Annotated in this window: 19 protein-coding genes; 5 read left to right on the forward strand and 14 right to left on the reverse strand. The window is 71.0% G+C overall.

The features are described 5' to 3' along the window. Nucleotides 1-2: 2 nt before the first annotated feature. From ACU6P3_RS07260 to uvrA, 9 genes are all read right to left on the reverse strand, one after another. The gene (locus ACU6P3_RS07260) at nt 3-1,214 is read right to left on the reverse strand and encodes a phosphoglycerate kinase (RefSeq protein ID WP_447196402.1); all 1,212 of its coding nucleotides are present in this window, start codon (nt 1,212-1,214) and stop codon (nt 3-5) included. A gap of 108 nt (nt 1,215-1,322) precedes the next feature. Continuing rightward, nucleotides 1,323-2,327, reverse strand: coding sequence for a type I glyceraldehyde-3-phosphate dehydrogenase (gene gap, locus ACU6P3_RS07265; protein WP_030753115.1), 1,005 nt, complete (start codon nt 2,325-2,327; stop codon nt 1,323-1,325). Nucleotides 2,328-2,635: 308 nt separating this feature from the next. Then, nucleotides 2,636-3,625, reverse strand: coding sequence for a DNA-binding protein WhiA (whiA, locus tag ACU6P3_RS07270; RefSeq protein WP_030753113.1), 990 nt, complete (start codon nt 3,623-3,625; stop codon nt 2,636-2,638). Then, nucleotides 3,616-4,656 carry a gluconeogenesis factor YvcK family protein gene (locus ACU6P3_RS07275; protein WP_447196403.1) on the reverse strand — a complete coding sequence of 347 codons (1,041 nt, stop codon included), beginning with the start codon at nt 4,654-4,656 and terminating at the stop codon, nt 3,616-3,618. The genes whiA and ACU6P3_RS07275 overlap by 10 nt, the downstream gene beginning before the upstream one ends. Further along, nucleotides 4,653-5,603 (reverse strand): RNase adapter RapZ, encoded by a 951-nt coding sequence (gene rapZ, locus ACU6P3_RS07280; RefSeq protein ID WP_030753106.1) that lies wholly within the window; start codon nt 5,601-5,603, stop codon nt 4,653-4,655. The genes ACU6P3_RS07275 and rapZ overlap by 4 nt, the downstream gene beginning before the upstream one ends. After that, complete coding sequence (uvrC, locus tag ACU6P3_RS07285; protein WP_447196404.1) at nt 5,596-7,782, reverse strand: excinuclease ABC subunit UvrC; 2,187 nt, start codon at nt 7,780-7,782, stop codon at nt 5,596-5,598. Before uvrC ends, rapZ begins: the two co-directional genes overlap by 8 nt. Before the next feature lie 69 nt (nt 7,783-7,851). After that, complete coding sequence (locus tag ACU6P3_RS07290) at nt 7,852-8,280, reverse strand: Rieske (2Fe-2S) protein (RefSeq protein WP_447196405.1); 429 nt, start codon at nt 8,278-8,280, stop codon at nt 7,852-7,854. Between the two features lie 124 nt (nt 8,281-8,404). Beyond that, nucleotides 8,405-9,256, reverse strand: coding sequence for an alpha/beta fold hydrolase (locus ACU6P3_RS07295; RefSeq protein WP_447196406.1), 852 nt, complete (start codon nt 9,254-9,256; stop codon nt 8,405-8,407). Between the two features lie 136 nt (nt 9,257-9,392). After that, nucleotides 9,393-12,422 (reverse strand): excinuclease ABC subunit UvrA, encoded by a 3,030-nt coding sequence (gene uvrA, locus ACU6P3_RS07300; protein WP_447196407.1) that lies wholly within the window; start codon nt 12,420-12,422, stop codon nt 9,393-9,395. Between the two features lie 230 nt (nt 12,423-12,652). Here uvrA and ACU6P3_RS07305 point away from each other — a divergent pair, with 230 nt between their 5' ends. Both ACU6P3_RS07305 and ACU6P3_RS07310 read left to right on the forward strand, forming a co-directional pair. Beyond that, nucleotides 12,653-13,348, forward strand: coding sequence for a maleylpyruvate isomerase family mycothiol-dependent enzyme (locus ACU6P3_RS07305; protein WP_447196408.1), 696 nt, complete (start codon nt 12,653-12,655; stop codon nt 13,346-13,348). 10 nt (nt 13,349-13,358) lie between these two features. Continuing rightward, on the forward strand, nt 13,359-14,012 hold the full coding sequence (locus ACU6P3_RS07310) for an MBL fold metallo-hydrolase (protein WP_447196409.1): 654 nt from the start codon (nt 13,359-13,361) through the stop codon (nt 14,010-14,012). 142 nt (nt 14,013-14,154) lie between these two features. On the opposite strand, the gene ACU6P3_RS07315 is transcribed toward ACU6P3_RS07310, so the two are convergent. From ACU6P3_RS07315 to ACU6P3_RS07335, 5 genes are all read right to left on the reverse strand, one after another. Next, nucleotides 14,155-15,144, reverse strand: a complete 990-nt coding sequence (locus ACU6P3_RS07315; protein WP_447196410.1) for a TerC family protein — start codon at nt 15,142-15,144, stop codon at nt 14,155-14,157. Nucleotides 15,145-15,369: 225 nt separating this feature from the next. Next, nucleotides 15,370-17,286: a TerD family protein gene (locus tag ACU6P3_RS07320; protein WP_447196411.1), complete on the reverse strand. Its 1,917-nt coding sequence runs from the start codon at nt 17,284-17,286 to the stop codon at nt 15,370-15,372. 208 nt (nt 17,287-17,494) lie between these two features. Next, on the reverse strand, nt 17,495-18,109 hold the full coding sequence (locus tag ACU6P3_RS07325; RefSeq protein ID WP_051765768.1) for a TerD family protein: 615 nt from the start codon (nt 18,107-18,109) through the stop codon (nt 17,495-17,497). Nucleotides 18,110-18,264: 155 nt separating this feature from the next. Further along, nucleotides 18,265-20,415, reverse strand: coding sequence for an excinuclease ABC subunit UvrB (uvrB, locus tag ACU6P3_RS07330; RefSeq protein ID WP_030753080.1), 2,151 nt, complete (start codon nt 20,413-20,415; stop codon nt 18,265-18,267). 204 nt (nt 20,416-20,619) lie between these two features. Beyond that, a complete protein-coding gene (locus ACU6P3_RS07335) occupies nt 20,620-21,546 on the reverse strand; it encodes an MHYT domain-containing protein (RefSeq protein ID WP_447196412.1) in 927 nt (308 codons plus the stop codon). Nucleotides 21,547-21,854: 308 nt separating this feature from the next. Between ACU6P3_RS07335 and ACU6P3_RS07340 the strand changes: the two genes are divergently transcribed. From ACU6P3_RS07340 to fdhA, 3 genes are all read left to right on the forward strand, one after another. Continuing rightward, nucleotides 21,855-22,778 carry a glycerophosphodiester phosphodiesterase gene (locus ACU6P3_RS07340; RefSeq protein WP_447196413.1) on the forward strand — a complete coding sequence of 308 codons (924 nt, stop codon included), beginning with the start codon at nt 21,855-21,857 and terminating at the stop codon, nt 22,776-22,778. 58 nt (nt 22,779-22,836) lie between these two features. Next, a complete protein-coding gene (locus tag ACU6P3_RS07345) occupies nt 22,837-23,394 on the forward strand; it encodes a methylated-DNA--[protein]-cysteine S-methyltransferase (protein ID WP_447196414.1) in 558 nt (185 codons plus the stop codon). A 296-nt stretch (nt 23,395-23,690) separates the two neighbouring features. Continuing rightward, the gene (gene fdhA, locus ACU6P3_RS07350) at nt 23,691-24,920 is read left to right on the forward strand and encodes a formaldehyde dehydrogenase, glutathione-independent (RefSeq protein ID WP_447196415.1); all 1,230 of its coding nucleotides are present in this window, start codon (nt 23,691-23,693) and stop codon (nt 24,918-24,920) included. Nucleotides 24,921-25,053: the final 133 nt, after the last annotated feature.

Here is a 25,053-nt window from a genome sequence, read left to right on the forward strand (position 1 = left end):
GGTCAGTCCTCCAGTGCGGCGAGCCCGGGAAGCGTCTTGCCCTCGAGGTATTCGAGGCTCGCGCCACCACCGGTCGAAATATGGCCGAATGCCTTCTCGTCGAAGCCCAGGGTGCGGACGGCGGCGGCGGAGTCGCCGCCGCCGACCACCGAGAAGCCCGTGGAGTCGACGAGCGCCTGGGCGACGGCCCTGGTGCCCTCGGCGTAGTCGGGGTGCTCGAAGACGCCCATCGGACCGTTCCAGAACACGGTCCGCGCGTCGGCGAGCTTCGAGGCGTACAGGCGGCCGGTCTCGGGGCCGATGTCCAGGCCCATCCGTCCGGCCGGGATGGCGTCGGCGGCGACCACCGCGGAGTCGGCGGGAGCCTTGGTCTTGAGGTCCGGGAACTCCTCGGCGACGCTCACGTCGACCGGGAGCACGAACTCCACACCGGTCTCCTCGGCCCGCTTCAGGTACTCCTGGACGGCCGGGATCTGGTCCTCCTGGAGCAGCGAGGTGCCGATCTCGTACCCCTTCGCCTTCAGGAAGGTGTACGCCATGCCGCCGCCGATCAGGATGCGGTCGGCCTTGCCCAGCAGGTGGTCGATGACGCCGAGCTTGTCGGAGACCTTGGCGCCGCCGAGCACCACCGCGTACGGCCGCCGGACGTCGTCCGTGAGCTTCCTGAGGACGCCGACCTCGGCGGCGATCAGACCGCCCGCGGCGTGCGGCAGGCGGGCCGGCAGGTCGAAGACCGAGGCGTGCTTGCGGTGGACGGCGCCGAAGCCGTCGCCCACGTACAGATCGGCGAGCTCCGCGAGCTGGTCCGCGAACGCCCCGCGCTCCGCGTCGTCCTTCGAGGTCTCGCCCGCGTTGAAGCGGAGGTTCTCGACGACGGCGACCTGTCCGTCGGCCAGCTCGGAGGCGACGGCCCGGGCGGAGTCGCCCACGGTGTCGGTCGCGAACGCCACCTCGGCGCCCAGGAGTTCACCGAGCCGGGCGGCGGCGGGCGCCAGGGAGAAGGCGGGGTCCGGGGCGCCCTTGGGGCGGCCCAGGTGGGAGGCGACGATCACGCGGGCGCCGGCCTCGGCGAGCCGGGCGATCGTCGGCTGGACGGCGCGGATCCGGCCGTCGTCGGTGATGGTCGTGCCGTCGAGCGGCACGTTGAGGTCGGCGCGGACGAACACGCGTTTGCCGGCGACCCCTTCGGCGAGAAGTTCGTCGATCGTCTTCATCTGCTGGGCTCCTTGGGAAGTCTGGACAGGCGAACAGGGCTCGAACCGCGCCGCATGTGCGCCGGCCGAGCCCTGTCCCTCATGTCGAGTTGCCTACCGGCCCCGGTCTCAGAGCCGGCCACCGACGAAGACGGTGAGGTCGACCAGACGGTTGGAGTAGCCCCACTCGTTGTCGTACCAGCCGACGATCTTCACGCTCTTGCCCTGAACCATGGTCAGGGAGGAGTCGAACGTGCAGGAAGCGGGCCAGTTGACGATGTCCGAGGAGACGATCTGGTCCTCGGTGTAGTCCAGGATGCCCTTGAGCTGGTTCTCCGCGGCCTTCTGGAACGCGGTGTTGACCTCGTCCTTGGTGACCTCGCGCTCCAGCTCGACGACCAGGTCGGTGACCGAGCCGGTGGGGACCGGAACGCGCATCGCGATGCCGTCGAGCTTGCCCGCCAGCTCCGGGATCACCAGGGCGGTGGCCTTCGCGGCACCGGTGGTGGTCGGGATGATGTTCTCGGCGGCGGCACGGGCGCGGCGCAGGTCCTTGTGCGGGAAGTCCAGGATGCGCTGGTCGTTGGTGTACGCGTGGACCGTCGTCATCAGGCCCTTGGCGATGCCGAAGTTCTCCAGGAGGACCTTGGCCATCGGCGCCACACAGTTGGTGGTGCAGGACGCGTTCGAGATGACGTGGTGGCTGTCCGCGTCGTACTTGTCCTGGTTGACGCCCATCACGATGGTGATGTCCTCGTCCTTGGCCGGAGCCGAGATGAGGACCTTCTTGGCGCCACCGGCGATGTGCTTCTCGGCGTCGGCCTTCTTGGTGAAGATACCGGTCGACTCGACGACGATGTCGACGCCCAGCTCCCCCCAGGGGATGTCGGCCGGGTCGCGCTCGGACAGCACCTTGATCGTGTGGCCGTCGACCGTGATCGTGTCGGCGGTGTGCGACACGTCGGCCTTGAGGCGCCCCAGGATGGTGTCGTACTTCAGCAGATGGGCGGTGGTCGCGGTGTCACCCAGGTCGTTGACAGCCACGATCTCGATGTCAGCACCCTGCTCCAGCAGCGCGCGGAAGTAGTTACGACCGATGCGGCCAAAGCCGTTGATGCCTACGCGGATCGTCACGAACCGATCTCCTCGTTAGGTACGCCGGGTTTCGACGCCGGCGAGTTGTATTGGGATGTCCCCGACCGGTTACGACCCTACATCTCCACCGGCCGCCGGGTGACATCGAGCGGCCCTCCGCATCGAAGGCCGTGCCGACCCGATGACGACGGCTGTCCGGACCGGCGCCGAGGCGTTCGTACCCGTCGGCGGCAGGCCGCGCTCCGGCGTCGCGCTGGGCGGCCGGGCGCCGCCGGGCGGAGTGTCGGGACGGGGCGTCGGGGCCACCGCTGTCAACGGGCGTGCGGACCGACGGCCGGCCCTGCCGCTCAGCCGACGAGGCCGTCGGCCAGTTCCTCGGTGAGGTTGGACTCCGTCCCCGGAATGCCCAGGTCCTGCGCCCTCTTGTCGGCCATGGCCAGCAGCCGGCGGATCCGGCCCGCGACCGCGTCCTTGGTGAGCGGCGGGTCGGCGAGCGCGCCCAGTTCCTCCAGCGACGCCTGCTTGTGCTCCATGCGCAGCCGGCCCGCCGCGGCGAGGTGCTCCGGCACCTCCTCGCCGAGGATCTCCAGCGCGCGCTGCACGCGGGCGCCCGCCGCCACCGCCGCCCGGGCCGAGCGGCGCAGATTCGCGTCGTCGAAGTTGGCGAGGCGGTTGGCGGTGGCCCGCACCTCGCGGCGCATCCGCCGCTCCTCCCAGGCCAGGACCGAGTCGTGCGCGCCCAGCCGGGTCAGCAGTGCCCCGATCGCGTCCCCGTCCCTGACGACCACGCGGTCCACGCCCCGTACCTCCCGGGCCTTGGCGGCGATCTGGAGTCTGCGGGCCGCGCCCACCAGCGCCAGCGCGGCCTCGGGACCGGGGCAGGTGACCTCCAGCGACGAGGAACGACCGGGTTCCGTCAGCGAGCCGTGCGACAGGAACGCGCCGCGCCAGGCCGCCTCGGCGTCGCAGGTGGCGCCGGAGACGACCTGCGGCGGCAGCCCCCGGATGGGCCGGCCCCGGCCGTCGACCAGACCGGTCTGCCGGGCCAGCTGGTCACCGCCGGTGATCACCCGTACGACGTAACGGCTACCGCGCCGCAGTCCGCCCGGGGCCATCACGACCAGCTCGGAATTGTGCCCGAAGATCTCCAGAATGTCCTTGCGGAGCCGACGGGCGGCGATGCTGGTGTCCAGCTCGGCCTCGATCACGATGCGGCCGCTGACCAGGTGCAGCCCGCCCGCGAACCGAAGAATCGCCGAGACCTCCGCCTTCCTGCAACACGTCCGGGTGACGGGGAGCCGGGCGATCTCGTCCTTCACCGCTGGCGTCATCGCCATGGGCCGATCCTTCCATGCATCCGAAAAATACGGTCGTACGCGGCTGCCAACAGCTCCGGATCGTGGACCGGGGAGCCGTCGGGCGCTGCCACCGGCGCCAGCTCGACCGCGGCACCGAACCGTTCGGCGGCATCGGCGAGGGACTCGCGGTCGGGCACGGCGGCCAGATCGGCCAGCACCACGTCCAGGGCGAGTTTAGGGGCGTGTCGCCCCAAAACCTCCAAATGACGCTGCGGTGAGAAGCCACTGGTTTCACCGGGCTGCGGCGCGAGGTTCAGCGACAGGACCCGGCGCGCCTTGGTCTCCACCAGCGCTTCGAGCAGCTCGGGCACCAGCAGGTGCGGGATCACCGACGAGAACCAGGAACCGGGGCCGAGCACCACCCAGTCGGCGTCCATGACCGCCTCGACCGCCTCGGGCACGGCCGGCGGGTCGTGCGGCACGAGGTGCACCGACTGCACCTCCCCGGGCGTGAGGGCGACGGTCGCCTGGCCGCGGACCGTCTCCACCTCCTCCGGGCGCCCGGGGTCGTGCCCCCGGACCAGCGCCTGGAGCTCCAGGGGCACGGCGGACATCGGCAGCACCCGGCCGTGCGCGCCGAGGAGCCTGCCGACCAGGTCGAGGGCCTGGACATGGTCCCCGAGCTGCTCCCAGAGCGCGACGATCAGCAGATTGCCGACCGCGTGCTCGTGCAGCTCGCCCTGGGACTGGAAACGGTGCTGGATCACCCGCGCCCAGGTCTGGCCCCAGTCGTCGTCACCACAGAGCGCCGCCAGGGCCTTGCGCAGATCGCCGGGCGGCAGCACGCCGAGCTCCTCCCGGAGCCGGCCGCTGGAGCCGCCGTCGTCGGCGACCGTGACCACGGCGGTCAGGTCACCGGTGATCCGGCGCAGCGCGGTCAGGGACGCGGACAGGCCCATGCCGCCGCCGAGGGCGACCACCTTGGGCTGGGCGCCGCGACCACGGCCCCGCGCGGACACCGCGGGCACGCCCCGGCGCACACGGCGCATACGGAAGGTGCGTCCGCTCACTCGCGCCCCATGTCCCGGTGCACGACCACGGTCTCGATGCCTTCGGTGGCGAGGCGCGCGGCGAGCTTCTCGGACATGGCGACCGAACGGTGTTTGCCGCCCGTACAGCCCACGGCGACGGTCACGTAGCGCTTGCCCTCCCGGCGGTAGCCGGCGGCGATCAGCTGGAGGAGTTCGGTGTAGCGGTCGAGGAACTCCTTGGCGCCCGGCTGGTTGAAGACGTAACCGGCCACCTCCTCGTTGAGTCCGGTGAAGGGACGCAGCTCGGGGACCCAGTGCGGGTTGGGCAGGAAGCGGCAGTCGACCACCAGGTCGGCGTCGACCGGCAGGCCGTACTTGTAGCCGAAGGACATGACCGTGGCGCGCAGCTCCGGCTTCTCGTCGCCCGCGAACTGCGCGTCCATCTTGGCGCGCAGCTCGTGGACGTTCAGGCTGGAGGTGTCGATCACCAGGTCGGCGTCGCCGCGCAGCTCCCGCAGCAGGTCGCGCTCGGCCTCGATGCCGTCGACGATCCGGCCGTCCCCCTGGAGCGGGTGCGGGCGGCGTACGGACTCGAAGCGGCGGACCAGGGCCTCGTCGGAGGACTCCAGGAAGACGATCCGCCGGGTGACCTCCTTCGCGTCCAGGTCGGCGAGGGACTCCCGGAGGTTGTCGAAGAACCGTCTGCCCCGGACGTCGACCACCACGGCGATGCGTGCCACGTTGCCCTGCGAGCGGGCGCCGAGCTCCACCATGGTGGGGATCAGCGCGGGCGGCAGGTTGTCCACGACGAACCAGCCGAGGTCTTCCAGGCATTTGGCCGCCGTGCTGCGGCCGGCGCCCGACATCCCGGAGATGATCACCAGCTCGGGGATGGCCGCCTCGACGGACTCGCCGGCCTCCTTCGTGGTGCCCGAACCCGTACCCGTACTCACGTGCCCTGCTCCGTCCCGGTCGTGCTCAGTCATGCGTCGTTCCCCCGTCGTCTTCCATGATCTCTCCTGTCGCCGTGTTCACGGCGGGCGCCGCCGGGGCGGCCCGGGCCAGGGCCAGGGCGACGGACTCGGCCGTCTTGCGGCCCACCCCCGGCACCTCGCAGATCTGGTCGATTGTCGCCTGCCGCAGCCGCTTGACCGAGCCGAAATGCTTGATGAGCGCCTGTTTCCTGGTCTCGCCGAGCCCGGTGACATCGTCCAGCGGGCTCGTCCTGACCCGCTTGGCCCGCTTGGCGCGCTGGTACGTGATGGCGAAGCGGTGCGCCTCGTCCCGGACTCGCTGGAGGAGGTAGAGGCCCTCGCTGGAGCGGGGCAGCACCACCGGGTCGTCCTCCTCCGGCAGCCAGACCTCCTCCAGCCGCTTGGCGAGGCCGCAGACCGCGACGTCGTCGATGCCGAGCTCGTCCAGGGCGCGCCGGGCGGCGGCGACCTGCGGCTGCCCGCCGTCGACGACGACCAGCTGGGGTGGATAGGCGAAGCGCTTGGGACGGCCGTCGTCATCGAGCGGCGAGACCGGTCCGCCGGGCGCCTCCGGCCCGGCGGGCGCGGCTCCAGCGGCGGGGTGATCCGCGCTCCGGGCGTCCCCGGGAGGCTGCGCTGTGGGGCCGGTCCCGCCCCCGGCGCCGACCTCGAGCCCGGCCCCGGCCCCCGCTCCGGCGTCACGGCCCGCCGCACGGGCGCTTCCCGCCATGGCCGCGACCTCCTCAGCCGGCTCGGGGCCGCCCTGGGCCTCGGCCCACTCCCCGGTCCGCTCCTTCTCCTGGAGATAGCGCCTGAACCGCCGGCTGATCACCTCGTGCATCGAGCGGACGTCGTCCTGCCCCTCGAAGGTCTTGATCTGGAAGCGGCGGTATTCACTCTTACGGGAGAGGCCGTCCTCGAAGACCACCATCGACGCGACGACGTCCTGCCCCTGGAGGTGCGAGATGTCGAAGCACTCGATCCGCAGCGGGGCGCTGTCCAGGCCCAGCGCCTCCGCGATCTCCTCCAGTGCCCGGGAGCGGGTGGTGAGGTCGCTGGCGCGCTTGGTCTTGTGCAGGACGAGCGCCTGCCGCGCATTGCGCCCGACGGTCTCCATCAGGTCCTTCTTGTCGCCGCGCTGCGGGATCCGCAGCGAGACCTGGGAGCCCCGGCGGTCGCTCAGCCACTGGGCGACCGCGTCCGTTTCCTCCGGCAGGGCCGGGACGAGGACCTCCTTGGGAACGGCGTCGCCGCTCTCCTCCCCGTACAGCTGCTGGAGCGCGTGCTCGACCAGGCCCGAGGTCTCGACCGCCTCGACCTTGTCGGTGACCCAGCCGCGCTGTCCGCGCACCCGGCCGCCGCGCACGTGGAAGATCTGGACGGCCGCTTCCAGCTCGTCCTCGGCGACGGCGATCAGGTCGGCGTCGGTGGCGTCGGCCAGCACGACCGCGTTCTTCTCCATCGCGCGGCGCAGCGCGCCTATGTCGTCGCGCAGCCTGGCGGCCCTCTCGTACTCCATGTCCTCGGCCGCCTCGGTCATCCGCTTCTCCAGCCTGCGGATGTAGGCGCCGGTGCGGCCGGCCATGAAGTCGCAGAACTCCTCGGCGAGTTCGCGGTGTTCCTCGGGCGTGACACGGCCGACGCAGGGGGCCGAGCACTTGCCGATGTAGCCCAGGAGGCAGGGGCGCCCGGTCCGCTCCGCGTTCTTGAACACCCCGGCGGAGCAGGTCCGTACGGGAAACACACGGAGCATCAGGTCGACCGTCTCGCGGATGGCCCAGGCGTGGGCGTACGGCCCGAAGTAGCGCACGCCCTTCTTCTTCGCGCCGCGCATGACCTGGACCCGGGGGAACTCCTCGTTCAGCGTGACCGCGAGGGAGGGATAGCTCTTGTCGTCGCGGTACTTGACGTTGAAGCGGGGGTCGAACTCCTTGATCCAGGAATACTCCAGCTGGAGCGCCTCGACCTCGGTGGAGACCACGGTCCATTCGACGGAGGCCGCCGTGGTGACCATGGATCGCGTGCGCGGGTGCAGACCCGCCAGGTCCTGGAAGTAGTTGGCGAGCCGCTGGCGGAGGCTCTTCGCCTTTCCTACGTAGATCACCCGGCGGTGGTCGTCGCGGAACTTGTAGACCCCCGGCGAGTCGGGGATCTGTCCCGGCTTGGGGCGGTAACTGGAGGGGTCGGCCATGTGGTCCACCCTACTTGCGGGGACCGACAGTCCGGCCGTACGGGACCGGCCCGCCCGGCCCGGGCGCCGTCAGCCCTGGGGCCCCGCGATGAGCCTGCCGCCCTTCGCGGTGACCGGCACCGCGGGCAGCGGTACGGTCGCCGGGCCGCGCAGCGCCTTGCCGGTGGTGACGTCGAACTTGCTGCCGTGGCACGGGCAGTCGCCCACGGTGCCCTCCAGCTTCTCCAGCAGGCAGCCGGCGTGGGTGCACTGCGCGCTGAACGCCTTGTACTCGCCCTCGGCCGGGCAGCTCACGACCAGGCGCTCTTCCCGGTAGAGCTTGGCGCCCCCGACCGGCACCGCGTCGGCCGCACCGAGGTCGACCGGCGCGGTGGGCGTGGGGGTCTCGGCGTGGCCGAGCTTGGACTCGGTGGAGCAGGCGGCCGCCGCCAGCCCCGCCGTACCGGCGAGCGCGGCACCCTTCAGCACGGTACGGCGCGGGGCGGAAGGGCCGGGCATGGGTGTCTCCACAGGTCGGAGCGGTCGGCGTGACGCGACGCCGGTGACATTCGCGACGATACCGGGGCCGTTCCGGCGCCCGACGGCCGGTCCCCCGGGCGAGGGGCTCGTGAACGAGGGGTTCTCAGGCGAGGAAGGCACCGACCGCCGACCGGAAGCCCTCCGGGTCCTCGGTCCAGGGCAGGTGACCGGCCCCGGCGAGCGTCGTCCGGCGTACCCGGGGAAGTACGCGCTCCAGGGAGTCGACCGCCCGCCGGGGCCGGATGTCCCGCTCCCCGTCGACGATCAGTACGGACACCTCCAGCGCGGCGCACCGCTCCCGCAGCAGGCCGGCCGAGCCCTGCCGCAGCTCCGCGCCGATGGTGGCGTTGCACTCGGCGTTCACCCCGAACCACGGAGTCGCCATGGCCTCGGCGTGCTCCCGGGCGAGGTCGCGGTCGGCGAAGTCCACCGACCACTGGAGGACCGCCAGCTCACGGTCCTCCGTCTCCGTACGGTCCGTGCCGCGGGCGCGCAGTTCTTCCCAGCGGGCCCGGTCCTCCCCCAGCACCCGGAAGAACGCGTCCTGGTACCGCGGGTGCCAGGTGGCGTCGTCGTCGATGCCCGTTCCGGAGACGAGGACGAGCCGGCTGACGCGCCCGGGATGGGCCAGGGCATAGCCGAGCGCCAGCCGAGCGCCCCAGGAATGGCCGAGCAGGGCCACCCGGTCCAGGCCGAAGTGGCGCCGTACGGCGTCCAGGTCGGCCACCGAACGGTCCACGCTGTACGGTCCGCGGCGCTGTGAGCGGCCGCAGCCGCGCTGGTCCCAGTGGTACACGCGGCGGCCCGTGAGCAGGGCGGCCGGTGCCTGGAGGGTGTCCCAGAGACCCGGACCTCCGTGGCAGAAGAGGACGGGCTCGCCCGGCCCGTCCGTTCCCCCGCGCCTGGTCCAGAGCCGGGTCCCGTCGTCGGCGAGCACCGCCGTCTCGTCGTCCATCCCGGCATTGTGCCGGGGCCGCGCCCAACGGCGGACGGAATTCCACGAGGCCGGGCGGACGGCCGGAAGCACGGACGGCCGCCCGCCGGGAATCCCGGGGCGGCCGTCGTCACGACGCCACTGCCTGCCGTGCCGGTCAGGAGCGACGGCGTGCGGCCGCCTTCTTGGAGACCGCTTTCTTGAGAGTCGGCTGCCCGGCCACGGCTTCCTCGGCCACCGTTGCCCTGACCGCCGTCTTCTTCGCCGCTGCCTTCCTGGTGACCGTCTTCCTGGCGGCCGCCTTCCGGGGCACGGCCTTCACCTGAGACGCGTCGCTGATCCGCTCGGCGTCCAGGATCTCCCGCAGGAACTTCCCGGTGTGGCTGGCGGGGACGCCCGCGACCTGCTCGGGGGAGCCCTCCGCGATCACCAGCCCACCGCCGCTGCCGCCTTCGGGCCCCATGTCGATCACCCAGTCCGCGGTCTTGATGACGTCCAGGTTGTGCTCGATGACGATCACCGTGTTGCCCTTGTCGACCAGACCCGACAGCACGTTGATCAGCTTGCTGATGTCCTCGAAGTGCAGACCGGTCGTGGGCTCGTCCAGGACGTAGACCGTGCGGCCCGTGGAGCGCCGCTGGAGCTCGCTCGCCAGCTTCACGCGCTGGGCCTCGCCACCGGACAGGGTCGGCGCCGACTGCCCCAGCCGGACATAGCCGAGCCCCACCTCGTTGAGCGTCTTCAGATGGCGCGAGATGGTCGGCACGGCCTCGAAGAAGCCCAGGGCCTCCTCGATCGGCATGTCCAGCACCTCGGCGATGGACTTGCCCTTGTAGTGGACCTCCAGGGTCTCCCGGTTGTAGCGGGCGCCGTGGCAGACCTCGCACGGGACGTAGACGTCCGGCAGGAAGTTCATCTCGATCTTGATCGTGCCGTCGCCGGCGCAGTTCTCGCAGCGGCCGCCCTTGACGTTGAAGGAGAAGCGCCCGGGGAGGTAACCGCGGACCTTCGCCTCCATCGTCTCGGCGAACAGCTTGCGCACGTGGTCGAAGACGCCCGTGTACGTGGCGGGGTTGGACCTGGGCGTCCGGCCGATGGGCGACTGGTCGACGTGGACGACCTTGTCGACCAGGTCGTCGCCGTCGACCCGGGTGTGCCGGCCGGGCACCGACTTCGCACCGTTCAGCTCGCGCGCCAGGTGCGTGTAGAGAATGTCGTTGACCAGCGTCGACTTGCCGGACCCCGAGACGCCCGTGACCGCGGTGAACACGCCGAGCGGGAACGAGACCTCGATGTCCTGGAGGTTGTTCTCCCTGGCGCCGTGCACGGTCAGCCGGCGCGCCGGGTCGAAGGGCCTGCGCAGGTCGGGGACCGGGATCGCCTTCTTGCCGGCCAGATACCGGCCCGTCATCGACTCCTCGTTGGCCAGCAGGCCCTTCAGGGGCCCGGAGTGCACGACCTTGCCCCCGTGCTCACCCGCGCCGGGGCCGATGTCGACCACCCAGTCCGCGACCTTGATGGTGTCCTCGTCGTGCTCCACGACGATCAGCGTGTTGCCCATGTCCCGCAGTCGGACCAGGGTCTCGATGAGCCGGTGGTTGTCGCGCTGGTGCAGGCCGATAGACGGTTCGTCCAGGACGTACAGCACGCCGACGAGGCCGGAACCGATCTGGGTGGCGAGCCGGATGCGCTGGGCCTCGCCGCCGGAGAGGGTGCCCGCCGCCCGGCTGAGCGAGAGGTAGTCCAGGCCGACGTCGACCAGGAACCTCAGCCGTTCGTTGACCTCCTTGAGCACCCTCTCGGCGATCTTCTTGTCGCGCTCGTTCAGCCGGAGTTCGGCCAGGAAGTCGGAGCAGTCGCTGATCGACATCCCGGAGACCTCGGCGATGGACTTCCCCATCACCGTCACCGCGAGGACGATCGGCTTGAGCCGCGTCCCCTCACAGGTCGGGCAGGGCACCTCGCGCATGTAGCCCTCGAAGCGCTCCCTGCTGGAGTCGCTCTCGGCCTCCGAGTGGCGCCGCTTGACGAAGGTGACCGCTCCCTCGAAGGCGGGCGTGGTGTAGGCGCGCTCACGCCCGTACCTGTTCCGGTAGCGGACCTCGACCTGCGTCTTGTGGCCGTACAGCAGGGCCTTTCTGGCCCGCTGCGGCAGCCCGGCCCAGGGGATGTCCGTACGGAACCCGAGCGCCTGGGAGAGGCCGCCGATCAGGCGGCCGAAGTATTCCTTCGTATGGCCGTGGGACCAGGGGTGGATCGCGCCCTCGTCGAGCGACCTCTCCTCGTCCGGAACGATCAGCTCCGGGTCGACCTCCATGCGCGTACCGATGCCCGTGCAGTCCGGGCAGGCGCCGAAGGGCGAGTTGAAGGAGAACGAGCGGGGTTCGAGCTCCTCGAACGAGAGGTCGTCGTACGGGCAGTACAGGTGCTCCGAGTACATGCGCTCGCGCTCGGGGTCGTCCTCGGGGAGGTCCACGAAGTCGAGCACGACCATGCCCCCGGAGAGACCGAGCGCGGTCTCGACCGAGTCGGTCAGCCGGCGCTTGGCGCTGTCCTTCACCGTGAGGCGGTCGACGACCACCTCGATCGTGTGCTTCTCCTGCTTCTTCAGCTTGGGGGGCTCGGCGAGCTGGATCGTCCGGCCGTCCACCCTGGCCCGGCTGTAGCCCTTGGTCTGGAGGTCCGAGAAGAGGTCCACGAACTCGCCCTTGCGCTCACGGACGAGCGGCGAGAGGACCTGGAAGCGGCTGCCCTCCGGCAGCTCCAGCACCTTGTCCACGATGGCCTGCGGCGACTGCCGGGAGATCGGCCGGCCGCACTCGGGGCAGTGCGGCTTGCCGATCCGCGCGAAGAGCAGCCGGAGGTAGTCGTAGACCTCCGTGATCGTGCCCACCGTCGAGCGCGGGTTGCGCGAGGTCGACTTCTGGTCGATGGAGACGGCCGGGGAGAGTCCTTCTATGAAGTCGACGTCCGGCTTGTCCATCTGGCCGAGGAACTGCCGGGCGTAGGAGGACAGCGACTCCACGTACCGGCGCTGCCCCTCGGCGAAGATCGTGTCGAACGCGAGCGAGGACTTGCCCGACCCGGAGAGCCCGGTGAAGACGATGAGTGAGTCACGGGGCAGGTCGAGCGAGACGTTCTTGAGATTGTGCTCGCGCGCGCCACGGACGATGAGACGGTCGGCCACGCCGGTCCGCACCTTTCTGAAGAGAAACAGGGGCGCTGCCCCCTTTCCCAGACTAGGGGGGTCGCCAGAGCGATGGACTGCCAATCGGCGGACCCGCCCGTCCCGGGGGCCGGGGCGGACATCCGCCTACATGCCAGGATGCCTCCTCCGAGCTTATAGCACGCACATTCGATTTACGGCCGCTCGTGGCTGTCTTCACCCGATCGAGTGGTGGCGCTAGGGTCGGCGCCATGACCGCACCCACGCCTGACCTGGCCTCCCTACGTGAGGCGACCGACCGGTTCCTCGGCGCGGCCGCCGAGCTGGACGACGCGGCACTCACCGAGCCGTCACTGCTTCCCGGCTGGAGCCGGGGGCATGTCCTGGCCCATGTCGCCCGGAACGCGGACGCGCTGGTGAACGTGGTGGAGGGGCGCCCGATGTACGCGGACGAGGCGACGCGGGACGCCGACATCGAGCGGGACGCCCACCGGCCCCTCGACGTCCACCTGGCCGATCTGCGTAACACCGCGGAGCGGTTCCGGCATTCCGTGACGGCGCCCGGCGGCTGGGGCCGGGTGGTCACCCTGCGCAACGGCGTGACGGACACGGTCGCCCGCCTGCCGTTCCGACGGCTGGTGGAGGTGGAGCTGCACCACGTCGACCTCGGGATCGGCCGGGCACTGGAGGACCTGTCCGACGAGTTCACCGAGCGGGAGATCGCCTTTCTCGCGGAGCGCTTCTCGGGGAACGGGGCGATCCCGCCGGTGACCCTGAGCGCACCCGACGGACGCACCTGGCGCACCGGCTCCACCGAGGCCGCGGCGGACGGCCCGCGGTCCGTCACGGGCCCGGCGGCGGACCTGCTGGGCTGGCTCGCGGGACGCCGCGACGGGGCGGCGCTGACCTGCTCCGGCGGCCCGCTGCCCACCCTGCCCCCGCTATAGGCTGATCCGCATGACGTACACCGGAGCGGTGAAGGTCGGCGGACCGGCGGATGTGCACGAACTGCCCGCCCTGATGATCTCCAAGGTCGCCGTCGGGCCCATGGACAACAACGCCTATCTCCTGCGCTGCCGGGCGACCGGCGAGCAGTTGCTGATCGACGCGGCGAACGACGCCGCCACGCTGTTGACGCTGATCGGTGACGACGGCCTCGCGTCCGTCGTCACCACTCACCGCCACGGCGACCACTGGCAGGCGCTCGGCGAGGTGGTGGCGGCCACCGGCGCACGTACGTACGCGGGCCGGTACGACGCCGAGGCCATCCCCGTCACCACCGATGTGCCGGTCGAGGACGGGGACACGGTCCGGGTCGGGGACGTGGCCCTCACCGCCGTCCATCTCGTGGGGCACACGCCGGGCTCGATCGCCCTCGTCTACGACGACCCGCACGGCCACGCCCATGTCTTCACCGGCGACTGCCTCTTCCCCGGCGGCCCGGGCAGGACGGGGAACCCCACCGACTTCGCGAGCCTGATGGACGGGCTGGAGGCCAAGATCTTCGGGCCGCTGTCCGACGAGACCTGGATCTACCCCGGCCACGGCAACGACTCCACCCTGGGCGCGGAGCGCCCGCACCTCGCGGAGTGGCGCGCCCGCGGCTGGTGACCCAGGAAGCGAAACACGCGTGCGGGGTGGGTGACAGCTCTGTCACCCACCCCGCACGCGCTTCGGTCACGGCCAGGACCGGCGGCCCCGCCCGGCCCCGGTCCGCACCGGAACCGGGGCCGGGCCTCGGAAGCCGGCCGGCTCAGGCGCCGATGCTGTCCTTGGCCGCCTTCTCGGCCGCCTCGCGCTCGGCCTGCTTCTTGGAGGCGATCAGGCTGGTGATCGTGGTGACGACGAGGACACCGCAGATGACCGCGAGCGAGACCGGGATGGAGATCTCGGGGACATGCACCCCGGTCTCGTGCAGCGCGTGCAGCACGAGCTTGACCCCGATGAAGCCCAGGATGACCGACAGCCCGTAGCTGAGGTGCACCAGCTTCTTCAGCAGCCCGCCAATGAGGAAGTACAGCTGCCGCAGGCCCATCAGCGCGAACGCGTTGGCCGTGAAGACGATGTACGGGTCCTGGGTCAGGCCGAAGATCGCGGGTATGGAGTCCAGCGCGAACAGCACGTCGGTGGTGCCGATGGCGAGCATGACGACCATCAGCGGGGTGAGCACCCGCTTGCCGTTCTCCCGGATGAACAGCTTGGTGCCGTGGTACTTGTCGGCCACGCCGAAGCGCTGCTCGATGGACTTCAGGAGGCGGTTCTCCTCGAACTCCTCTTCCTCCTCGTCGGAGCGCGCCTCCTGGATGAGCTTCCAGGCGGTGTAGATCAGGAACGCGCCGAAGATGAAGAAGACCCACGAGAAACTGGCGATGATCGCGGCGCCCGCCGCGATGAAGACCGCCCGCAGCACCAGGGCTATCAGCACACCGATGAGCAGTACGCGCTGCTGGAGGTGTGACGGCACCGAGAACTTCGCCATGATCAGTACGAAGACGAAGAGGTTGTCGACACTGAGCGACTTCTCGGTGATGAAGCCGGCGAAGAACTCACCGGACGCCTGGCCCGTACCGAAGACCATCAGGCCGAGGCCGAACAGCACGGCGAGGGCGATCCAGACGACCGTCCATATACCGGCTTCCTTGATCGACACGTCATGGGGCTTGCGCCCGATGAAGAAGTCGACGGCGATCAGGGCGGTCAGACCAAGAATGGTCGCCACCCACAGGTTCATCGAAACGTCCACTGCGCCTCCGGCGTCGTACGGCTACTGATCAGCGTCGTCGCTGCCGGAGGTCTCCTCCACCCGGGCGGCTCATGACCGCTCCCCGGGCCGACGCCCCGGGATCGATGGCGATCCGTATTGACGGGCACGTCGCGAGGCGGGAGTACTCCCCTCCGCTCTGAAGGAGAGTACAGGAACCACCAAGAAAAGGTAAAGAAAAAGGTAAAGACCTCTCAAGTGCGCAGGTCAGAGCCGTCGTGTCTGGCGTGCGGACGCCACATGGCCAAGGACGTCGAGGAGCACCCGGCTGCCGTTCGGCACGGCCGGCGGCTCGTAGGTCCACGCGTGACCGACCCAGGGATCGGCCAGGTGGTCGTCCGGCACCGGTGTGATCCGCAGCAGCGCCCGCCACAGCGGGTCGAGGACCGGCCCGTACGCACGCGCGTCCGCGCGGTCCGCGACCATCAGCAGGTGCACCCCGACCGCCGGCCCCTCGTCGGCGAGGTAGCGCAGCTGGGTCACGGCGCGGTCGTCGAAGCCGTGCGGGAAGTCGTTGACGATCAGCAACTGCTCGGCGGTGTCCAGATCGGACGGCAACGACTCGGCGGCCCCGCCGCGTATCGCCATCTGCACGAGGTCCACCCGCCGGGTGAGCCCCGCGAGGACGGCCGCCACTCCCCCGGCGCCCGCTCCGGGCGGCCCGGCCAGCACCCCCGCCCCGGTCAGCGGCGCCAGCGGACCGGCCGCCGTACCGACGGGGTCGATCACATGGACGCCGAACCCGCCGGGCGGGTGGACCGCGAGCAGCCGGCCGGCGACGCCGACCGCGGTCTCCATGGCCATCAGACGCAGCTGATCGCCGTCCACTGCCGCGTCTGCCCCGGAAGCGGTCCGGCCGCTGTCGACCCACAGTCCGCGCTCCAACGGCAGCCGCACCAGCATCGGGATCCGCAGGCCGGGCCGCTCCGGGAGATGCACGTCCCCGAGCCGCAGCGCCATCGGGTTCTCCGTCGGCACGCGGTAGGCGTGCCAGACGGGACTGTCCCAACGGGCGTAGGCGGGCGGCAGGGCCGGCTCGACGACCTCGGACTCGGCGACGAGCTGCGCGAGATCGCGGTCGAGCACCTCGCGGGCCCGTGCGACGAGCTGGTCGTGCTCGGCGCGGACCGCTTCCCGGGCGGCACCGCCGGCCGGGCCCGTACGGTGGCGGGGATCGGACAGGACACGGTCCAGTTCCCGGTCCATCCGGGACTCCGCGAAGCCCACGGCACTACGGAACGCGGCGACGCTGCGGGCCAGGTCCTCGAACATCCCCCAGACCTGGTTGTACAGGCGCTCGTCCATGGACCAGCCGGCGGCGTCGCCCGCGACCGGGCCCTCGGGCTGCCGCCGCGGGCCGGGCGGCACGGCCGGCGAAGGCGTTCCCGGGGGCCGCACGGACGCGGATGCGGGCGGCGTCGCGGGTGCCCGCGGTGGCGAGGTGCGGCGGCCGGGGTGGGTGTAGTCGATCGTCCCGCCCGCTCCGGCCTCACCGCCCGGCACGCCGATGTCGGCGCGGGCGGGCCCGGCCGGTACCGGCGCGCCGGGCAGAGGGGGCCGTACCGTACCGGTCACCCGCCGGGCGACCGTGGCCCGGATGTCCGCGGCGACCGCGGCGGCCCGGGACACCCCCTGGTCCGCGAGGAGTTCGGCGAGCCCGCCGGCGTATCCCTGGCCGACGGCCCTGACCTTCCAGGCACCGTGGCGTCGGTAGAGCTCGAGCGCGATGACGGCGGACTCCGTGTCCAGTCCGGTGAGGGTGAACGCGGCGATACCGGCCCCGTCGGCGTGGCTGACCGCGACGGAAGGGGCCGCTGTGGCGCCGAAGCGGCCGGGACCGCCGGCTTCCTCGGGGAGGGCGAGCAGGACACGCAGCAGGTGGACCCGCTCCGGAAGCGCCTCCAGGTCCACGTGGAAACGCGAGCCGACGGCGGCCTGCCGGGAGACCTCGACGCCCGGGAGCGCGGGCGCGCCGGGGTGGACGATCCACTCGGTGCCCTGGACGGCGCCCCGGGCGTCACCGAGCGAGACACAGGGCACCAACGGTGCCCCGGCCGTCACCCGTATCTCCAGTCGGGTCCCGGGCAAGGGGTGGTTCTGCCCCCGGACCAGTTCGGCCGTCATCGCCCCTGTCCCTCTCGTCACTATTCGTATGTCGGTCGTGGTCGTGGTAACCCGGTCGTCGGACGCCGGCCCGGATACCGGTGGTGAGGTACCGGCAGGCCGACGGGGCCCGCACGCGGCCGAACGGGGCGGCTCCCGGAAGCCCCGCCTCCGGGAGCCGCGTGTCCCGCGGACAGGCCGTGTCCGTCCGATCCCGCCGCGGTCGCGCCTACAGGTGCGGCAGGATCGACGGCATCAGGTCCTGGAACGTACGTCCGTTGGCCGGGTTGCCGAGCGCCGTCATCTGCCAGCCACCACTGACGCGGTGCACCTTCGCCATGATCTGCGCGGTGTAGTGGCCGCCGCCGTCGAGCGTGTAGCGCGCCAGCTCCTGGCCGTTGGTCTCGTCCACGATCCGACAGAAGGCGTTCTGCACCTCCTGGAACGTCTGGCCGGTGAACGAGTTCACCGTGAAGACGATCTGGTCGATGTGGACCGGGACGCGCTCCAGGTCCACGAGGACCGCCTCGTCGTCGCCGCCCTGTCCGGCTCCGCCCACCAGGTTGTCACCGGTGTGCCGCACCGAACCGTCGTCGCTGACGAGGTGGCGGAAGAAGACGACGTCGACCGGCTGCTTGTCGGCGAACAGCACCGCGGAGGCGTCGAGGTCGATCTCGCGGGTACGGGAGCCGAACAGGCCCCTGCGCGGCGCGGCCCGCCAGCCGAGCCCCATGCGGACCGCGGTCAGGGAGCCGCCGCCCTTCTTCTCCAGGCTGATGGCCTGCCCCTTGGTCAGATTGACCCCGGGGCCCCCGGGCGCACCACCCTTGGATACGTCCACCACGCGCCGTCCCCTCTCGAATGGTTCCCCCGCAACCGTCCGTATGCGGTTGCGCAGCACCCTACGCAGTGGGGTGGACGACGCAGGAGGCCCGGGCCGTTTTTGTGTCGGTCCTGCAACACATGTCGGCCGCGTCCCGCATCAGGTCTCCCGGTGTGTCAGGCCACCCCCGCCTCCCTCATCTGTCGCAGCTCCTTCTTCAGCTCGCCCACCTCGTCCCGCAGCCGCGCGGCGACCTCGAACTGCAGCTCGGCCGCGGCGGCCCTCATCCGGTCCGTCATCTCCTCGATGATCCCGGCGAGTTCGGCCGCGGGGCGGTCGGTGACCAGCGCGCCCGGGGCGGCGGCCTTACCGGCCCTCCCCGCCCTGCCACTCTGCGCGGCGGCCTTGCCGCCGAGGGAGGGGACGGGTGTCGCGGCCGGCTTGCCGTCCTTCGCCTGCCGGTAGCCGGTGCCGAGCAGCGCCTCGGTGTCGACCTCCTCGCGCGCGATGGTCGCGACGATGTCGTTGATCTTCTTCCGCAGCGGCTGGGGGTCGATCCCGCGCTCGGTGTTGTAGGCGATCTGCTTGGCGCGGCGGCGGTTGGTCTCGTCGATGGCCTTCTCCATCGCCGGGGTCATCTTGTCCGCGTACATATGGACCTGGCCGGACACGTTGCGCGCGGCCCGCCCGATGGTCTGGATCAGCGAGGTCCCCGAACGCAGGAAGCCCTCCTTGTCTGCGTCCAGGATGGCCACCAGGGAGACCTCCGGCAGGTCGAGGCCCTCCCTGAGGAGGTTGATACCGACCAGGACGTCGTACTCACCGGCACGCAGTTCGCGCAGCAGTTCGACCCGGCGCAGCGTGTCGACGTCGCTGTGCAGGTACCGCACCTGGATGCCCAGCTCCAGGAAGTAGTCGGTGAGGTCCTCGGCCATCTTCTTCGTGAGCGTGGTGACGAGGACCCGCTCGTCCTTCGCGGTGCGCTCGCGGATCTCGTGCACCAGGTCGTCGATCTGGCCCTCCGTGGGCTTGACGACGACCTCCGGGTCGACGAGACCGGTGGGGCGGATGATCTGCTCCACGAAGCCGTCGGAGCGGGAGAGCTCGTACTGGCCCGGGGTGGCCGACAGGTAGACGGTCTGGCCGATCCGTTCCTTGAACTCCTCCCACTTCAGCGGGCGGTTGTCCAGCGCCGACGGCAGCCGGAAGCCGTGGTCGACCAGCGTCCGCTTCCGGGAGGCGTCACCTTCGTACATGGCGCCGATCTGCGGCACCGTGACATGCGACTCGTCGATGACCAGCAGGAAGTCCTCGGGAAAGTAGTCGAGGAGCGTGTTGGGGGCGGAGCCGGGGGCGCGGTCGTCGAAGTGCATCGAGTAGTTCTCGATGCCGGAGCAGGAGCCGATCTGGCGCATCATCTCGATGTCGTACGTCGTGCGCATGCGCAGCCGCTGGGACTCCAGGAGCTTGCCCTGCTTGTCCAGCTCGGCCAGGCGGGCCTCCAGCTCCCGCTCGATCCCGTTGACGGCCTTCTCCATGCGCTCGGGGCCCGCCACGTAGTGGCTCGCCGGGAAGACGTAGAGCTGCTGGTCGTCGCTGATGATCTCGCCGGTGAGGGGGTGCAGGGTCGAGAGCGCCTCGATCTCGTCCCCGAACATCTCGATGCGGACGGCCAGCTCCTCGTAGACCGGGAAGATCTCGATCGTGTCGCCCCGGACGCGGAAGGTGCCGCGGGTGAACGCGGCGTCGTTGCGCGTGTACTGAATGTCGACGAACCGGCGCAGCAGCTGGTCCCGGTCGATCTCCTCGCCGACCTTCAGCGGGACCATGCGGTCCACGTACTCCTGGGGCGTGCCGAGGCCGTAGATGCAGGACACGGAGGCGACCACGACCACGTCGCGGCGGGTGAGCAGGGAATTCGTCGCGGAGTGGCGCAGCCGCTCGACCTCCTCGTTGATGGAGGAGTCCTTCTCGATGTAGGTGTCCGACTGCGGGACGTACGCCTCGGGCTGGTAGTAGTCGTAGTACGAGACGAAGTACTCGACGGCGTTGTTCGGCAGGAGCTCGCGGAACTCGTTGGCCAGCTGGGCGGCGAGCGTCTTGTTCGGCGCCATCACGAGCGTGGGGCGCTGGAGCCGCTCGATCATCCAGGCGGTGGTCGCCGACTTTCCCGTGCCGGTCGCGCCGAGGAGGACGACGTCCTTCTCCCCCGCGTCGATACGGCGGGCCAGGTCGGCGATGGCCGTGGGCTGGTCGCCGCTGGGCTGGTAGGGGCTGACGACCTCGAAGGGCGCCACCGTACGTTCGATGCTGGAAACGGGCCGCATGGATCCACCGTACGACCCCGCACTGACAGCCGGGTCCGGACGGCCCCGGGCGAGCCGCTCCCGGCGGCCCCGGCGGCTGCCGGCGGCCCTGACGGTTTCTGCCGCCGGAGGAGAGATCCTGGACGCCCGAGCCCGCCCCGGGGAGGAAACCGCCGCCGGGCCGGACGGAGCCGGCTCGGTACAGGGTCAGGGGTCGGTACGGGGTCAGTGGTCGTGGAGGTCCATACGGCCCTGGTGCGAGGCCCGGACTGCGGCCCTGCCTGCCGCGTCGCCGCGGTCGCGGGAGCGGGCCCCGGCCGCGTCGGTGACCCGCGGGGAGCGTGGCCGTATCCGCTGTGCGGGCACGCCGGTCCGCCCGCACGTCTCCGCCGCGGGGTTCCGGCCCGGGCGGTGGCCGCGGTCGCCGGCCACGAGGGCCGGGTCGACGAACACGGCCAGTCCGGCGAGCAGCAGGAAGAGGGTCGGACCGACCAGCATGGGGGCGAGCAGTTCGGCGGCCGGCACGCCCCCGGCCGCGGAGATGTCGTCCGTCAGGTGGACGGTGACCCCGGCCATGCCCATGTAGTGCATCCCGGTCACCGCGACGCCCATCACCAGGCTGGCGCCCACGCTCGTCAGCAGCCCGCGGCGCGAGGCGACGGTCCACAGCGCCGTGATCGCCGCCGCGACTGCGATCACCACGGAGAACACGACGGTCACGGTGTCGTACGAGATACGGCCGTGCAGGCGCATGCCGGCCATTCCGAGGTAGTGCGAGGTGGCGATACCGAGGCCCGTGATCGTGCCCCCGGTGATCAAGGCCATCGTGGTCGTACGGCGATAGCCGACGATGAAGATCCCGATGCCGACCATGACGATGGCGACGACGAGGCTCGCGACGGTCGTCAGCCGGTCGTAGCCGATGGGGACCTCACTGACCGAGAAGCCCATCATCGCGATGAAGTGCATGGTCCAGACGCCGGACCCGATCGAGGCCGCGCCCAGCGCGAGCGCGCCGGGCTTCCACGACCTCCGCACGCGCAGGGCCCTGGCGGTGCAGCGCAGGCCGAGCGCCCCGCCGAGGCAGGCCATGAGGAAAGCCGCCACAGGCGTGACAAGGCCGTAGCTGAATCCGTCGACTGTGCCCTGCATGGCGATACGTCCTCACCCCTTGTGCGCGTGCATACGGAAGCGCTGGCTCGGGGCGAGAGTAGGACGGCCGACCCGCTGAGCAAACCGCGGGCTGCCGATTTGTCGACAGGGGGGCGGCAAAAGCACGCTTCGCCACGGCTTTCCCCCGGCCTGCTTCACGTTTCCGGCACGGCTTCCCCATGCCCGGCCGCGCGCCGCCGCCCGTCCGCGCCCGTGGCTTCATATGGTGGCCAACCTTCGCCTGCCCGCTGTTGGCCGGGGCCTGGCACGCTCGGGCCGACCGTCCTTCCACGACGCGAGGAGTCCACGTGTACGCACGCGCATCGGTGACAACGGCCGCCGCCCTGCTGGCGATCACGGCGCTGGTCCTGCCGGGCACCGCCACGGCGTCCCCGGACCGGGCGGCCGCACCGGCCGCCGGGGCCGCCCCTGGCGCGGTCCCGGCCGCGAAGGGGGCCGGGAGCCCGCTGGTGATCGCTCACCGGGGAGCCTCCGCGTACGCGCCGGAGAACACCCTGGAGGCCGTAGAGGCGGCGGACGACCTCGGCATCGACTGGGTGGAGAACGACGTGCAGCGCACCAAGGACGGCCGGCTGGTCGTGATCCACGACGACAATCTCCGGCGGACCACCGACGTGGAGACGCTCTACCCCGACCGGGCGCCCTGGAAGGTCAAGGACTTCACGGCGGCGGAGATCGCACGGCTCGACGCGGGGAGCTGGTTCGGCGGTCGCTGGGCGGGCGCGCGCGTGCCGACGCTGACGCGGTACCTGCGCGCCCTGGAGGCGAACCGCCAGAAGCTGCTGCTGGAGATCAAGGCGCCGGAGCTGTACCCCGGCATCGAGAAGGAGATCCTCCAGGTGCTGCGCGAGGAGGGCTGGCTGGACCGCGACCACGTCCGGCGCCGGCTGGTGATCCAGAGCTTCAGCGCGGACAGCGTCCGCGCGGTGCACGAGCGGCGCCCCGATGTGACGACCGGATTCCTCGGCACCCCGGCGGTGGCGGACCTGCCCTCCTACGCCGCGTTCACCGACCAGATCAACCCCACGCACACCTCGCTCACCGCCGACTACGTGGCGGCGGCGCACCGGCTGAAGGGGGCGCACGGCAAGCCGCTCACCGTCAGCACGTGGACGGTCAACGACGCGGCGGGCGCGGTGCGCGTGGCCGGTTTCGGGGTGGACGGGATCATCACCAACAACCCTGACGTGGTGCGGGACGCGGTGGGCTGAGCACCGTCCGAGCCTCGTCGGCGCTCCATTGTCAGAGGGCGCCCGTACCGTGGTCCGTATGAACACCATCGGGCAGTCGTCCGGGCGGTCACGGGTGGAGTGGACGGTCGTGCCCAGCGGCATCGGCCCGCTGCTGCTGGCCGCGACCGACCAGGGGCTGGTGCGGGTCGTCTTCCACGCGGACGGGCGGGTACGGGACGGGGCGCTCGACGCGCTCGGTGACCGGCTGGGGGCGGAGCTCGTGGAGTCCGCCTCGGGCCGGCTCGCCGAGCCGATATCCGCGCTGTCGGCGTATTTCGCGGGCCGGCTGCGGGAGTTCGCGCTGCCGCTGGACTGGACGCTGTGCACGGGCTTCAACCGCCAGGTGCTGCGCGAACTGGCGACGGGGGTGTCGTACGGGACGGTGGTCGGATACGGCGACCTGGCCGGGCGAGTGGGCCGGCCGGAGGCGGCGCAGGCGGTCGGCGCGGCGATGGGGGCCAATCCACTGCCGGTGGTCGTGCCGTGCCACCGTGTGGTCGAGAGCGGCGGCGGGCTCGGCGGTTTCGGTGGCGGGCTGGAGACGAAGCGGCGGCTGCTGGCACTGGAAGGGGTCCTCCCGGAGCCGCTCTTCTGAGCGGGAGGCGCCGTCTTCTCCGCTTGGGGGCGCCGTGCGGTCTCGGGGAAGCGCACGCTTGTACGCCCTCCATACCGGGATTAATCTGATTTATGGAGCGCGACCGCGCGTACAGTCCGGTGAGTGGCGTGCGTGGGGTGGTAGCACGGCCTTCGGCCGGCCGGTCCTCCGCGGCTTTCAGACGGCCGGGCCGTCCGCGCGGTGGCGGGCTCTTCCCGCACAGAGATGCGCACGAGAAATACGCACAGACCGAGTGATCCACCGGACGGGTGGGTCCGAAGGGACGGCGAGCCGGCATGAGCGGAGGAAACAGGGCGGTCGCTTACATCAAGCCGGGTGAGGTGGACGTCAGGACCATCGACTACCCCACGCTCGAATTGAAAGACGGGCCGGGAGTGGCTCGCGACAACGTGGGCCGGGTCTGCCGGCACGGGGTCATACTCAAAATCCTGGCCACCAACATATGTGGCAGCGACCAGCACATGGTGCGTGGCCGCACCACGGCCCCCGAGGGCCTGGTGCTCGGACACGAGATCACGGGAGAAGTCGTCGAACGCGGTCCCGACGTCGAGTTCATCGAGGACGGGGACATCGTGTCGGTGCCCTTCAACATCGCCTGCGGACGTTGCCGCAACTGCAAGGAGCGGAAGACGGGCATCTGCCTGAACGTCAATCCCGCCCGCCCGGGCGCCGCGTACGGCTATGTGGACATGGGCGGCTGGGTCGGCGGCCAGGCGGAGTACGTGATGGTGCCGTACGCGGACTTCAACCTGCTCCGCTTCCCCGACCGGGACGCGGCCCGTGACAAGCTCCTCGACCTGACGATGCTGTCGGACATCTTCCCGACCGGCTACCACGGCGCGATCACCGCGGGGACGAAGGTCGGCTCCACGGTGTACGTCGCGGGCGCGGGTCCCGTGGGTCTGGCGGCGGCGGCAGCGGCGCAGTTGCTCGGTGCGGCGGTCGTCATCGTCGGCGACCTGAACGGTGAACGGCTGGCCCAGGCCCGTAGCTTCGGGTGCGAGACGGTCGATCTCACCCAGGGCGCCCTCGACGAGCAGATAGCCCAGATCGTGGGCGAGCCGGAGGTGGACGTGGCCGTCGACGCGGTCGGGTTCGAGGCGAGGGCTCACAGGCCCGACGCCGAGGAGGCACCGGCGACCGTGCTCAACTCCCTGATGAGAGTGGTCAGGGCGGGCGGCGCGCTCGGCATTCCGGGGCTGTACGTGACCGAGGACCCCGGAGGCGTCGATCAGGACGCCAAGACCGGGACGCTGAAGGTACGGCTGGGCCTGGGCTGGGCGAAGAGCCATGAGTTCACCACGGGCCAGTGCCCGGTGATGAAGTACCACCGTGAACTGATGATGGCGATCCTGCACGACAAGGTCCACATCGCCAAGGCGGTCAACGCGACGGTGATCAGGCTGGACGACGCCCCGCGCGGCTACGCGGAGTTCGACCAGGGTGCGAGCCGTAAGTACGTGCTGAATCCGCATGGCGCGCTGGACGGGGTGAAGGCCGCCTGACAGGCCTGCCCACGAGCCTTGCCCACGACCGGAGACCGCCGGGCCGTGATGGAACGGCCCGGCGGTCGCCGGCGGGGGAGCGGAATCGGATACGGCCGGTGACGTTTGCGGGCGTTCCGCGGGTGCCATGGAT

Source organism: Streptomyces hebeiensis (assembly GCF_052983195.1).

What these genes read in the sequence shown, in the direction of transcription:
- ACU6P3_RS07260 (WP_447196402.1), bottom strand. Translation starts at nt 1,214, where the DNA reads ATGAAGACGATCGACGAACTTCTCGCCGAAGGGGTCGCCGGCAAACGC.
- whiA (WP_030753113.1), bottom strand. Translation starts at nt 3,625, where the DNA reads ATGGCGATGACGCCAGCGGTGAAGGACGAGATCGCCCGGCTCCCCGTC.
- rapZ (WP_030753106.1), bottom strand. Translation starts at nt 5,603, where the DNA reads ATGACTGAGCACGACCGGGACGGAGCAGGGCACGTGAGTACGGGTACG.
- uvrC (WP_447196404.1), bottom strand. Translation starts at nt 7,782, where the DNA reads ATGGCCGACCCCTCCAGTTACCGCCCCAAGCCGGGACAGATCCCCGAC.
- ACU6P3_RS07290 (WP_447196405.1), bottom strand. Translation starts at nt 8,280, where the DNA reads ATGCCCGGCCCTTCCGCCCCGCGCCGTACCGTGCTGAAGGGTGCCGCG.
- ACU6P3_RS07295 (WP_447196406.1), bottom strand. Translation starts at nt 9,256, where the DNA reads ATGGACGACGAGACGGCGGTGCTCGCCGACGACGGGACCCGGCTCTGG.
- ACU6P3_RS07305 (WP_447196408.1), top strand. Translation starts at nt 12,653, where the DNA reads ATGACCGCACCCACGCCTGACCTGGCCTCCCTACGTGAGGCGACCGAC.
- ACU6P3_RS07310 (WP_447196409.1), top strand. Translation starts at nt 13,359, where the DNA reads ATGACGTACACCGGAGCGGTGAAGGTCGGCGGACCGGCGGATGTGCAC.
- ACU6P3_RS07320 (WP_447196411.1), bottom strand. Translation starts at nt 17,286, where the DNA reads ATGACGGCCGAACTGGTCCGGGGGCAGAACCACCCCTTGCCCGGGACC.
- uvrB (WP_030753080.1), bottom strand. Translation starts at nt 20,415, where the DNA reads ATGCGGCCCGTTTCCAGCATCGAACGTACGGTGGCGCCCTTCGAGGTC.
- ACU6P3_RS07335 (WP_447196412.1), bottom strand. Translation starts at nt 21,546, where the DNA reads ATGCAGGGCACAGTCGACGGATTCAGCTACGGCCTTGTCACGCCTGTG.
- ACU6P3_RS07345 (WP_447196414.1), top strand. Translation starts at nt 22,837, where the DNA reads ATGAACACCATCGGGCAGTCGTCCGGGCGGTCACGGGTGGAGTGGACG.
- fdhA (WP_447196415.1), top strand. Translation starts at nt 23,691, where the DNA reads ATGAGCGGAGGAAACAGGGCGGTCGCTTACATCAAGCCGGGTGAGGTG.